Source organism: Aggregicoccus sp. 17bor-14 (assembly GCF_009659535.1).
Lineage (GTDB): Bacteria > Myxococcota > Myxococcia > Myxococcales > Myxococcaceae > Aggregicoccus.
On the sequence record NZ_VJZZ01000002.1, the window covers coordinates 232,190 to 243,865 of the forward strand.

Annotated in this window: 10 protein-coding genes; 3 read left to right on the forward strand and 7 right to left on the reverse strand. The window is 74.1% G+C overall.

All coding sequences use genetic code 11. From position 1 onward, the window contains the following. Nucleotides 1-39: 39 nt before the first annotated feature. Genes FGE12_RS04895 through FGE12_RS04905 form a run of 3 tightly spaced genes read right to left on the reverse strand, consistent with a single transcriptional unit; the run spans nucleotide 40 to nucleotide 2,473 of the window. Complete coding sequence (locus tag FGE12_RS04895; protein ID WP_153865087.1) at nucleotides 40-1,236, reverse strand: sorbosone dehydrogenase family protein; 1,197 nt, start codon at nucleotides 1,234-1,236, stop codon at nucleotides 40-42. 14 nt (nucleotides 1,237-1,250) lie between these two features. Continuing rightward, nucleotides 1,251-1,814, reverse strand: coding sequence for a hypothetical protein (locus FGE12_RS04900; protein WP_153865088.1), 564 nt, complete (start codon nucleotides 1,812-1,814; stop codon nucleotides 1,251-1,253). 14 nt (nucleotides 1,815-1,828) lie between these two features. Continuing rightward, nucleotides 1,829-2,473 (reverse strand): hypothetical protein, encoded by a 645-nt coding sequence (locus FGE12_RS04905; protein WP_153865089.1) that lies wholly within the window; start codon nucleotides 2,471-2,473, stop codon nucleotides 1,829-1,831. A 145-nt stretch (nucleotides 2,474-2,618) separates the two neighbouring features. Here FGE12_RS04905 and FGE12_RS04910 point away from each other — a divergent pair, with 145 nt between their 5' ends. Next, a complete protein-coding gene (locus FGE12_RS04910; protein ID WP_153865090.1) occupies nucleotides 2,619-3,653 on the forward strand; it encodes a B12-binding domain-containing protein in 1,035 nt (344 codons plus the stop codon). A 12-nt stretch (nucleotides 3,654-3,665) separates the two neighbouring features. Here the strand turns inward: FGE12_RS04910 and FGE12_RS04915 are convergent, their stop codons facing one another. Next, nucleotides 3,666-5,579, reverse strand: coding sequence for a 4-alpha-glucanotransferase (locus FGE12_RS04915; RefSeq protein ID WP_370458886.1), 1,914 nt, complete (start codon nucleotides 5,577-5,579; stop codon nucleotides 3,666-3,668). A gap of 170 nt (nucleotides 5,580-5,749) precedes the next feature. Between FGE12_RS04915 and FGE12_RS04920 the strand changes: the two genes are divergently transcribed. Continuing rightward, complete coding sequence (locus FGE12_RS04920) at nucleotides 5,750-8,194, forward strand: ABC transporter permease (protein ID WP_194797586.1); 2,445 nt, start codon at nucleotides 5,750-5,752, stop codon at nucleotides 8,192-8,194. A gap of 771 nt (nucleotides 8,195-8,965) precedes the next feature. Here FGE12_RS04920 and FGE12_RS04925 read toward each other — a convergent pair. From FGE12_RS04925 to FGE12_RS04935, 3 genes are read right to left on the reverse strand one after another with little or no spacing between them, the layout of a single operon-like run. Next, nucleotides 8,966-9,439 carry a PaaI family thioesterase gene (locus FGE12_RS04925; RefSeq protein WP_153865092.1) on the reverse strand — a complete coding sequence of 158 codons (474 nt, stop codon included), beginning with the start codon at nucleotides 9,437-9,439 and terminating at the stop codon, nucleotides 8,966-8,968. Nucleotides 9,440-9,465: 26 nt separating this feature from the next. Beyond that, entirely contained in the window at nucleotides 9,466-9,948 is a 483-nt protein-coding gene (locus tag FGE12_RS04930; protein ID WP_153865093.1) for a PaaI family thioesterase, read from the reverse strand. Then, the gene (locus FGE12_RS04935) at nucleotides 9,945-10,391 is read right to left on the reverse strand and encodes a PaaI family thioesterase (RefSeq protein WP_153865094.1); all 447 of its coding nucleotides are present in this window, start codon (nucleotides 10,389-10,391) and stop codon (nucleotides 9,945-9,947) included. Before FGE12_RS04935 ends, FGE12_RS04930 begins: the two co-directional genes overlap by 4 nt. Nucleotides 10,392-10,449: 58 nt before the next feature. On the opposite strand from FGE12_RS04935, the gene FGE12_RS04940 reads away from it, so the two are divergent. Continuing rightward, nucleotides 10,450-11,265, forward strand: a complete 816-nt coding sequence (locus FGE12_RS04940; protein ID WP_370458887.1) for a 2-oxo acid dehydrogenase subunit E2 — start codon at nucleotides 10,450-10,452, stop codon at nucleotides 11,263-11,265. Nucleotides 11,266-11,676: the final 411 nt, after the last annotated feature.

Consider the following 11,676-nt stretch of genomic DNA (forward strand, 5'->3'; position numbering starts at 1 on the left):
GTCCCTCTCCCTCTCCCAGAGGGAGAGGGAGGGCGCGGGTCAGTGGCGCCGCAGCCGCAGGATGCGGTCCCCGTCCGCGGGGCAGGTGCCGCGCCCGTCGCAGTTGCTGGTGGTGACGTAGAGGTGGCCGTCGGGCCCCATGATCACCTCGCGCAGCCGCCCGTAGGTGCCCTGCAGGTAGGCCTCGTGGCTCTGCACGCGGCCGGGGTTCGCGGGGTCGAACACCACGCGGTGCAGCTGCCGCGCCCCCAGCACGCCCACCAGCAGCGAGCCGCGCCACTCGGGGATGCTGGTGCCCGTGTAGAGCGCCGCGCCGCCGGGCGGGTGCGCGGTCTCCCAGGTGATGGACGGCGTGACGCGGCCCGCCTGCGTCTCGCAGGAGTAGATGTCCGGCCAGCCGAGGTTGTCGCCGCGGTGCGCGAGGTTCACCTCGTCGTGCGCGCGCCGGCCGCCCTCCGCGCCGCCGCCGCTGGGGCCGTGGTCCACGACGTAGAGCGTCTGCGCGTCGAGGAAGTCGAAGCCCTGGGTGTTGCGCACGCCGAGCAGGAACGCGGGCTGGCCGGGGAAGGGGTTGTCCTGCGGCACCGCGCCGTCCGGCGTGAGGCGCAGCAGCTTGCCCGCGGGCGTGTTCACGTCCTGCGCGCGGCTGGGCTCGGTCGCATCCCCCGTGCCCACGTAGAGCATGCGGTCGGGCCCGATGCGCAGGCGCCCACCGTCGTGCACCACGGCGCCCGGGATGCTCTCGAAGATGACGCGCTCGAGGCTCGCGCTGCGCGCATCCGGCGCGAGCACCCAGCGCTCCACGCCGTTGCTGCGGGTGCTGCCCGTGCCGTGCGTGACGTAGAGGAAGAACTGGCGCGTGGTGGCGAAGTCCGGGTGCAGGGCGATGCCCAGCAGGCCGCCCTCGCCGTCCGTCACCTGCGTGTTCAGCGTGGCCACCGGCGTGGGCTGCAGCACGCCCTGGTGCACGAGCCGCACGCGGCCCGGGCGCTCGGTGACGAGCAGGTCTCCATCCGGCAGGAAGGCGAGGCCCCAGGGCACCTCGAGCCCGCTCGCCACCGTCTCCACGTCGAAGGGCACGCTGCCCTGCGGCTCCACGCCGCTGGGCACCAGGATGCAGTCCGCGCCGGGCCCGGCGTCCGGCGGGCCGGCATCCGGCCCGCCTCCGCCGTTGCTGCTACAGCCCGCGGCGAGCAGGGCGGCGAGGGCGGCGGCGGTGGCGAGGTGGGCGCGCATGAGGGCTCGAAGAGCTAGAACACCAGGTCCGAGTAGTCGCCGCGGGCGTGCAGGCCCGCGCAGCCGCGCAGCTCCGGCGTCCAGTCGCGCGAGGGCAGGGCGCCGCTCGCCTTGAACACCAGCTCCAGGTCCTCGCCGCGGTTGAAGTCCAGCAGGTCCACCTCCTGGTCGCCGGTGAGCTCGAAGCGGTTGCTCGCGGGCGCGCCCGCGGTGCGCGTGAAGCTGAGCAGCACGGTGCCCGGGCCGGTGTCGCCCACGCGCCTGCCGGAGACGGTGGCGGTCTTGATGCCGCTCAGGTCGATGGTGGGGTCGGTGGCGGTGACGCTGAAGCTGCGCGCGCGCAGGATGAACTGCACGCTGCCCTTGGGCAGGGCGGTCTCGCCGAAGGCGCCCACGGGGAAGGGCAGCGAGCGCTCGAGGGTCGAGTCCACGGCGAGGGGCACGCCGCCGACCTGCTCGACCTGCTCGGTCTTGCAGACCTCGTCGGTCTGGGCGTCCACGAAGAAGAGGTTGTCACAGCCGGTGGCGAGCACGAGCGCGCTCGCCGCGCAGAGCAGAAGCGGAGGGGGGGTACGCATGGCGGGGGCTCGGCTCACAGGAAGAGGGTGAAGCCCAGCTTCACGCTGGGGCTGCTCATGCGCAGCGACACGGGGGCCACGGTGAGCGTGGGGTCGTCCGCGGCATCGCGCAGCGCGGGCTCGGCGTTGGCCGGGGAGAAGTCCCAGTAGCTCAGGCCCGCGCGCAGGAAGAAGGAGAAGCCGGACTGCGAGCCCAGCTCGAGGCCCACGCTCGCCGTGGCGAAGGTGTAGCCCACGTCCTTGAGCGTCGCGGCGGCCGTGTCCGAGCTCGCGCCGAAGCGGCGCGGCAGCTCGCTGTAGTCCGCCTTGAAGTAGTGGCCCACGTCCGCGTTGAGCGAGGGGGTGAGGAAGGCGTGGAAGGGCGCGATGCTCAGGCCCCCGCGCACTCCGAAGCCCACCGAGTTCGTCACCGGGCCGGCGTTGAGCCGCAGCCACGAGAGCGGCCGCACCACGCCGGCGAGCCCCAGGCCGTCCGGCACGCCCACGTCCACCATCAGGCCGAAGGTGGGCAGGGACGCGCTGCCGGTGGACTGGGGCGGCGGGGCGCTCGCGCCCATGTCGGGGGTGGGAGCAGGAGTCTGCGCGGCTGCGGCGCCACCCCAGAGGGTGAGCGCGGCGGCGAGCGCGGAGGGGAGGGGAGCACGGCAGAGGGGTTTCACGCGGGTGATCATTCCCGAAGTCGCCCCGGAAGGGGAGGGGCTGGCCGCCCTGCTGTCAGCGGCCACCCCGGTCCATGGACGGGGTTGTGCGCACCCGCCATACATCCCTACGTCTTGCGTCAGGGGAGACGAGGGACGCACGGCGATGGCGATGCAGCAGTGCCAGGACCTCGCCGGCCGGCTGGCCGGTGTGCGCACACGGGTGGTGGCGAGCGCCACGGCGTCCGCCTCTCGTGGCGAGCCGCGGCTGCAGGCGGCAGGCGAGGCGGCCTGCAGCGCGCTGCTGGGCGTGGGAACCCACGCCCTCACGCTCGCCGTGGCGCTCGACGACCCCGGCCTCTTCGAGGCGCACCTGCGCGGCCTGGTGCCCCTGCTCGTGCGCCGCGGCCTGGGGCTCGAGGCGCTGCGCGCCGCGCTGCGCGAGCTGGCCGCCGCGCTGCGTGCCGAGCTGCTGCCCGAGGATGCGCGGCAGGTGCTGCCAGCGCTCGAGGGAGCGCTCGCGCGGCTCTCCCCTCCCGGCGACGACCCGCAGCGGCTGCTGCTGCAGGCGCTGCTCTTCGGGGACCTGGAGGGCGCGCGTGCGCTCGTGCAGGCGGGGCTCCCGCGCGGCCACCTCTACGTCTACTCGCAGCTGCTGCAGCCTGCGCTCGAGGAGGTGGGCGAGCTGTGGCGCACGCACCGCATCGGCATCGCGGACGAGCACCTCGCCACCGCGGTGGCGCGCGCGGTGGTGGGCTCCCTCTACGCGAGCTTCCCCTGGCCCCGCTCGGGGCCCCGCGCGCTGGTGGCCTGCGTGGAGGGCGAGCTGCACGACTTCGGCGTGCAGCTGGTGGCGGACCTGCTCGCCCTGCACGGCTGGGACGTGCAGAGCCTCGGGGGCAACACCCCCACCCGCGAGCTGGTGCGCTGGGCCTGCGAGGTGCACCCCGCCTTCGTGGGGCTCTCGGTGAGCAGCGTCGCGCAGCTGCCCGCGGCGCTGCGGGCGGCGCGGACCCTGAGCGAGGCGCTGCCCGGCGTGCGGCTCGTGCTCGGTGGACAGGTGCTGCGGCGAGAGCCCGGTCTGCAGCCCTCGGACCTCGGCGTGCACCTGCTCGCGCGCGACACGACCGAGACGCTGCGCGCGCTGGAGGCCTGGCGGGACGAGGCGCCGCGGTGGAGCGGGGCGTCCGCGAGCCTGTGAGCGCCCGGGACCTCAGCCGCCGCGCACGCCCTCCAGCGCTGCGATGAGCCCGGCGCGCTCCTGCGCGAGCCCCCGCGCGCGCAGCGCGAGCGCGAGCGCGAGCGGCAGGTCCAGGGCCCGCAGCCGCGCGAGGCGCTCCGTGTACGCGCGCTCGAAGTCCGGCGCCACGCGCAGGCTCCAGTTGTGCGCGCCCACCGTGCCGGGCGCGTTGTAGACGTCCGTGAGCCCGAGCAGGTCCGCGAAGAACACCATCACGTTGCGCGCCGGGCAGGCGAAGAGGTCCGCGAGCTTCGCCTGCACGAGCAGGCCCGCGTCCCGGGCGAGCGCGCGCGCGAAGGCCTCCCGCTCCCCGGGCTCGGGCTGCAGGCGCCACGCGAGGTAGTCCGCCTGCGCGCGCGCCTCTCCGCTCGCGCTCCAGCGCTCCGCGAGCCGCCAGATGGGCGGCGTGTCGTGGTTGCCCAGCATCACCCAGTCGGGTGGCTGCGCGTTCTCGCTGCGGTACACGTCCGCCGCGTTCGCGAGGTCCGCCTTCTGCGTGACGCGGAAGCGGCCGAGGCCGTGCTCCGCCATCACGCGCGCGAGCGGGTAGGGCTGGGTGCTGAGCACCTCGCACAGCACGTCCTCCAGCGCGCGTCCCTGGAGCCGCGCGGCCTCGAGCACCGTGTCCAGCAGCGCGCCGTAGCGCTGCACCTGCGCGGGCTCGAGCGCGCGCACCCAGCCGTCCGCGTGGCGCGGCAGCGCGCGCTGCAGCTGCTCGGGCCGCGCGATGGCCCAGGCGCGCAGCTCGGGGTGGCCCGGCAGGTCCGGCGAGGAGAAGAGGCGCGCGCCGGCGCGCACCGCGGCGTGTGCGTCGCCAGCGCCCGGCGGGTACACCCACGGGTCCACCAGCCCGTGCGGGTGGTCCACGCGCACCCCGTCGAACTCCTGCAGCAGCTTGCCCACGCGCGCCTGCATGAAGTGGAGCACGGGCCCCGGGCTGCCGTCGGCGAGGCGGTAGCCGCGCGGGTCGAGCACCGGGTAGTTCCAGGGCTGTCCCTCGGGGTTGGTGCGGCTGGGCGGGGCGCCCATGAGGTAGCGCTCGAGGAAGAGGGCCTGGCGGCGCCACGCGTCCTGCGGCGCGTAGCCGATCTGCAGGTCGCCGAAGAGCTTCAGCCCCAGCGCGCCCAGCCGCGCGCGCAGGGCTGCGTGCTGCCGGTGGACGAGGAACTGCGCGAAGGCGTACTGCGCGAGCGCCTCGCCGCACTGCTCCTTCAGCTCGCCGCGGCGCGCCTCGCTCGCCGCCTCCTCGCCGGGGTGGGGCGCGTAGAGGCGGCGGTCCAGCGCGAGCGGCCAGTCGCGCCAGTAGGGCGCCCCGTGCAGCTGCGCGAGCGCGCCGTAGAGCCCGTCCGGCTCGAGCCACGCGGCATTCTCGCGCATGAACGTCTCCAGGCCGAGGGCGAGCTCGCCGAGCGGGCTGCCCGGGCGAGACGTGTGCAAGCGCGCGCGGAAGCTCTTCCACGCCTCCTGCAGTGCGGCCGCCTGGGCGCGATAGGCGAAGGTGTGCTGCGCGCGGTCCGCGGGGCCCGCGGGGCGCTGGGCGAGCAGCGCCTCGAGGCGCTCCTTCGAGAGCAGCGCCCCGTGCGCCTCCTCGGTGAGCGGAGGCAGCGCCACGTTGAGCGGGTTGCGGCTGAAGAGGGTGGAGTCGTAGGGGGAGGGGTTGTCCTCGCTCACGAGCCCCTGCGGGCCCAGCTGCACGCCGGTGAAGCCCAGCGCGTGCGCGAAGGCGAGGAAGCGCTGCGCTCCCTCCGAGTATGGAGAGCCCCGCCCCAGGTCCTCGTGTGGGAGGCCGGGGAAGCTCGGGTCGTGGAGGCTGAGCACCAGGTGGCGCACGCCGAGCGCGGCGAGCGCCTCGGCGACGAGGGAGCGCTGGGAGTCCGGGGGCAGCACGCGCCTACCCTATGGAGGCCCCCCGGCCCCGTCACGTGCGCTCTGGTCTGTCCGTCCGTGGGACACACGCGTCCCAGGACCGCGCACGCAGGGAGGCGCGCCGGCGGGTGCCGTGCGGGGGCGGGAGGGAGCGGCACGCGGGTTGCGAGCGCTCCTGCCCGGAGGCTGCCATGACCCCGCTGCAAGACCTGCGCTACGCGCTGCGCACCCTGTGGAAGAGCCCGACGTTCACGGTGGTGGCGCTGCTCACCCTCGCGCTGGGCATCGGGGGCAACACGGCCCTCTTCACCGTGGTGAACGCGGCGCTGCTGCGCCCGCTGCCCTACGCCGAGCCCGAGCGCCTCGTGCACCTGTACGAGACGAAGGCCCAGGCAGGCGACTTCAGCGAGCACGAGGCCTCCTACCCCGACTTCCTGGACTGGCAGGCGAGCGCCCCGGCCTTCGCCTCGCTCGCGGGCTACGTGCCCAACCGCGTCACGGTGAGCGGACGGGAGGGCGCGGAGCAGGCGCCCGCGGCCGTCACCACCGGCGGCTTCTTCTCCACGCTCGGCGTGAGCCCCGCGCTCGGGCGCTTCTACGGCGAGGCGGACGACCACGTGGGCGCGGCGCGCGTGGTGGTGCTCAGCCACGAGGCGTGGACGCGGCGCTACGGCGCGGACCCCGGCGTGCTGGGGCGCAGCGTGACGGTGGACGGCGAGCCCATGGTCATCGTGGGCGTGCTGCCGGCGCGCTTCCACTTCGCGCCCCTGAGCCCCTCGGACTTCTGGATGCCGGCGGGGCCGAACGCGAGCTCGAGCATGCTGCAGCGGCGCAACCTCTTCTGGCTGCGGGTGGTGGGGCGGCTCGCGCCCGGGGTGAGTCAGGCCGCGGCGCAGGCGCAGCTCGCGCAGGTGGCCGAGCGGCTCGCGCGCGAGCACCCCGCCTCCAACGCGGGCAGCGGCGTGCGCGTGAAGCCCCTGCGCGAGGTGCTGGTGGGGCAGGTGCGCCCGCTGCTGCTCGGGCTGCTGGGCGCGGTGGGGCTGGTGCTGCTCATCGCGTGCGTGAACGTGGCGAACCTGCTGCTCGCGCGCTCCACCGGGCGGCAGAAGGAGCTGGCCATCCGGCTCGCGCTGGGGGCGAGCCGCGGGCGCGTGGTGCAGCAGTTGCTCACCGAGAGCCTGGTGCTCTCGGTGCTCGGCGGGCTCGCCGGGTTGGTATGCGCGCAGTGGGCGCTGGAGGGGCTGCTCGCGGCCATCCCCGCGCTGCAGCGCGCGAAGATGCCCTACCTGCAGGACCTCTCGCTGGACACGCCGGTGCTGCTCTTCACCGCGGGCGTGGCGCTGCTGACCGGGGTGCTCTTCGGGCTCGCGCCCGCGCTGCTCTCGAGCCGCCCCGAGCTGCACGGCACGCTCAAGGGCGAGGGGCACGGGCTGGTGGGCCCCTCGCGCCGGCGCCTGCGCAGCGCGCTGGTGGTGACCGAGATGGCGCTCGCGCTGGTGCTGCTGGTGGGCGCGGGGCTCTTGCTCAAGAGCCTGCTGCGCATGTCGGACGCGAGCCCGGGCTTCGAGGCGCGCGGGCTGCTCGCGCTCGAGCTCTCGCCTCCGGGAGACGTCTACGACACGGACCCCAAGGCGCTCGCGCTGCATGCGCAGGTGCAGGAGCGGCTCTCGCGGCTGCCGGGCGTGAAGGGCGTGGCGCTGGTGAGCCGGCTGCCGCTCACCAACGAGGGCAGCACCATCCGCTTCGTGGTCGCGGGCCGGCCGGTGCCGGTGTCCGGCGACGAGCCGGAGGCGAACATCCGCGCCATCAGCGCGAACTACTTCCAGGTGATGGGCGTGCCGCTCTCGCGTGGGCGCGCCTTCACGGAGGGTGACCGCGCGAACGCGCCGGAGGTGGTGGTCATCAACCGCACGCTCGCCGAGCGGCTGTTCCCCGGGCAGGACGCGGTGGGCCAGCGCGTGCGCTTCACCTTCGCGCCGGACCAGCCCCTGCGCGAGGTGGTGGGCGTGGTGGGGGACGAGAAGATGGGTGCGCTGGACCACGCCTCGCAGCCCGTCCTCTACACGCCGATGCTGCAGGACGCGGCGCTCAACGTGGGCGTGGCGCTGCGGGTGGACGGCGCGGAGGAGGTTCCGGTGGGGCTCGCGCAGGCGGTGCGCTCGGAGTTGCGCGCGCTGGACGCGGGCATGGTGGTGGGCCCGCTGCAGACGATGCAGGAGCGCGTGGACGCGAGCCCGTGGATGTTCCTGCGCCGCTTCCCCACGCTGCTGGTGGGCGTGTTCGCGGGGCTCGCGCTGCTGCTCGCCACGGTGGGCGTGTACGGCGTCATCGCGTACTCGGTGGGCCAGCGTGTGCAGGAGCTCGGCGTGCGGCTCGCACTGGGGGCGCAGCGTGGGCAGGTGCAGCGGCTCGTCGTGCGGCAGGGACTCGGGGTCGCGCTCGGAGGCGTCGCGCTCGGGGCGCTGGGCGCGCTCTTGCTCGGGCGGGTGCTGCAGAGCCAGCTCTTCGAGGTGAGCGCGGCGGACCCCGCGGTGCTGCTCGGAGGCGCGGGCGTGCTGCTCACGGTGGCGCTGCTCGCCAGCTGGCTGCCCGCGCGGCGCGCCTCGCGGGTGGACCCGGCGGTGGCGCTGCGCTGAGGGCTCGACCTCGAGAGGACGAAGCTGCGTGAAGGTCCCCTCTCCACCTGGGAGAATGTCGGGGTAAGGGATGCATCCGCCCCGCTGTGCCCCGCGCGCACCGGCTCTGTGGGAAATCCAGGACGGGACGGGCTCCCCTCGCATCCGCCAAGCGCGCGCGGGCACCGTCCTGCGCCGCGCTCCGGGGATGCGCGAGCTCCTCGTCGCCATCCGCCTCTGCCTCTCGAGTGCCGCGACGAACTGCAATCCAGCTGGCAGTCGAAGGTCGAGGCCGGCTCGAACGACACCGGCTTTGCAAACACGCCCTCCCAGGCGCGGAGTCGCGCGCTCCTGTTCTGAGATGTCGGGGGTTTTCCGGTAGCTCTTACCGGCCTCGAGACCACCCTCTTTCGAGCGAGGGCCGCACTGGAGCGAGCGTTCATGCGGGTGCTCACCTGCGCCCGGGTAGCGCGGGAAGGCGCGGCGGGTGGAGGGGCCGGAGAGGGGCGCGTGCGCGGAGAACGCGCGCCGCTCGAGCTCTGAAAATTGTTCAGCAAAACCCCCGACATCTCAGAACAGGTGCGCACGGACCTGCCGCCGCCGAACCCGCACGCGCGTGCACTTCGGGAGAAGCGAGCGCAGGGAGCTCGAGAGGCCGCATCCCTTCCGTCGGAAGCGGGTCGGCTCCCGAAAATCCCCTGAGCGCCGCGCGCTGGCAGCGCCCCTTCGCGGAGGGCACGAGCGCTCCGCCACCCATCCGGTCCTGACGCCCTACCGGCAAGCGGCGCCGCGCTACCCCGCGACGCCCCGGCCGCTCAGGGTCATCATCGTCGCGAGGATGGTGGCGACGGGCTTCGGGCCCGCGTCGGTCTCCGCGATGACGTCACCCGTGGTGACGGTGAGCGTGCGCCCGGGCTTCGTCACCCGTCCGTATGCGAAGAACCGGCGGCCCGCGGCAGGGGCGAGGAAGTTGACCTTGTACTCCACGGTGAGGACGCCAGCGTCCGCGGGCATCAGCGAGTACGCAGCGTAGCCACACGCACTGTCGACGATGGCCGTGACGATGGCCGCGTGCAGGTACCCGTGCTGCTGCGTGAGGTCCTCGCGGAACGGGAGCGCGATGACCACCTCACCCGGCGTCACCGTCGTGAGCTCGGCGCCGAGGGTGGCCATGACGCGCTGGCGCGCGAAGCTCGAGCGGACGCGCTGCTCGAAGTCTGCGTCCGCCGGCGTGAAGGACTGAGAAGGTGGCCGCGTCGTGCTCATCGACGTGCTCCGTGGGAGCGAGGTGCCTACGCCGCGCTCGCGCCGCCCGCGACGAGGAAGAGCACGTTCGCGGTCGCGATGGGGCGCGCGCGGTCCTCCTGCCACGCCTCCACGCGCACGTTGGCCACGCGCCTTCCTGCGCGGGTGATGACCGCGTGGGCCCAGGTGTCCTGCGCCTTGCCCGAGCGCAGGTAGTCCACCGTGAGGGAGATGATCTTCGGCACGCGGTCGCTCGCGGCCTGGGCCATCAGCTCGAAGATGGCGGTGCTCTCCAAGAGCGCACCGAGGGTGCCGCCATGCAGCGCGGGCAGCGCGCTGTTGCCGATGAGCATGGGCTGATACGGCATGAGGCAGAGCCGCTCGCCCTCCACCTGCTGCAGCTTCAGCCCGAGGAAGCGCGCGTACGGAATGGCCTCGGTGAGCGGAGCCAGGTCTCCGGTCTCCCGCGCGCGGCGGATGAGCGAGAGCAGCGCGCCCTTGGCCGGGGTCTTCGTCGCCTCGTCGCTCATTCGTCCACCAGGATGAAGGTGCCCTGCGCGCTGGCGATGGGGTCGTTCCCGTCCCCGTGCGAGGCGAGCGCGCGCACGAAGGCCACGTTGTGCGTGAGCTTGTAGCACTCGGCGTGGGCCACCACGTCCTGGCCGGGGCGCGCGGGGCGCAGGTAGTCGATGCGCAGGTCCAGCGTGGCGATGCGCACCATGCGGGTGAGCTTGAGCATCACCGCGGCGCCGCAGGCCACGTCGATGAGCGTGGTGATGCAGCCGCCGTGCAGCACGCCCGTCTCGGGGTTGCCCACGAGCTTCGCGTCGTAGGGCAGCTTCACCCAGGCCTCGCCGGTGCCCGCGTCCACCACGCGCAGGCCGAGCGCGCGGTTGTGCGGGATGTGCGCCTCGTAGAGTGCATTGAGGCTGTCGATGACCTGCTCTTTGTTCTCGAGGGGTTCGCGCGTCATCGTCTCGCTGCCCTTAGCACGGAGGGGGCGGTAGGGTAGCGCCGCCGTGACTGCTCCTGTGTCCCTCTCTGCGCGCCCGCGCGCCCTGCGCCCGCTGCAGCGCCTCGCGCTGAGCGGAGAGGGGCCGGGCGACCCCAACGCGTACGCGACGGTGGAGGTGCGCATGGACGCGGCGCTCGCGCGCATGGCCTGCGTGCACGCCGAGGAGGGGCAGCGGGTGACGGTGACGCACCTGGTGGCCAAGGTGGCCGCGGACGTGCTGCGCCGCCACCCCGAGGCCAACGTGCTCTTGCGCTTCGGGCGCCCCTGGCTGCGCCAGCACGTGACCGTGTGCTGCCTCGTGGTGCAGCGCGAGCGCGGCGGGAAGGTGGACCTGGGCACGGCGACCGTCGCGGACGCGGACCGGCTCTCGCTCGCCGGGCTCGCGCGCGAGCTGGAGCAGCGCATCGCGGACGTGCGGGCGCGGCGCGACCGGCGGCTCGAGTCGGGCAGGCGCAATGCGTCCTACGTCCCCGCCTTCTTCATGAACGGGGCGCTCGCGCTCCTCTCCTTCGTCTGGTTCACGCTGAACCGCGACCTGGGCTGGGCCGGCATGCCGCACGACCCCTTCGGCAGCGTGGCCGTCACCAGCGTGGGCTCGCTCGGCCTCGAGCGCGCCTACGTGGCCGCCGTGGGCTACACCCGGGTGCCCCTGCTGCTGGCCCCCGGGCGCGTGCGCACCGAGCCGGTGGCCGAGGCCGGAGCCGTGCGCACCGGCCAGGTGATGACCCTCAGCCTCACCTTCGACGCGCGCCTCATCTCAGTGCCACTGGCGGCCCGCCTGCTCTCCGAGCTGAAGGCAGGGCTCGAGGCCCCGGACGCCCCCCAGGGCTGACCTGCGCCAAGCCCCGGATAAGCCCCGCTTCGCCGCCTGCCCTGCGATCGGGCGCGGAGGGGGCCCTGCGATTCGGGGATGCCCGATGTGGACATCGGGAGTAGGAGTCTGACCCTTCGCCCGGGTCGCGGCCATGAGCCAAGTGGCCGCTTTTCCCGGGCTTTTCACCCGCAGCATGGGGTGCCGGCCAGCAGCGGTTAAGTGCTGAACGGAGCAGAAGGCCCCCCCGGGCCATGGCATTCGACAAAGCCCCGCGATCCTTAGACAAGTTCCGCCTCAGGTCGCACGCCTTTCCAAAAGTTCCCGAGGAGCCCGTCCGTGGACGCCAACGATCCCTCCATCCCCAACGGCAACGGCAAGCGGAAGTCCCCGCGCCGCAAGACCGCCGCCTCCACCAGCGTCGCTGCGCCG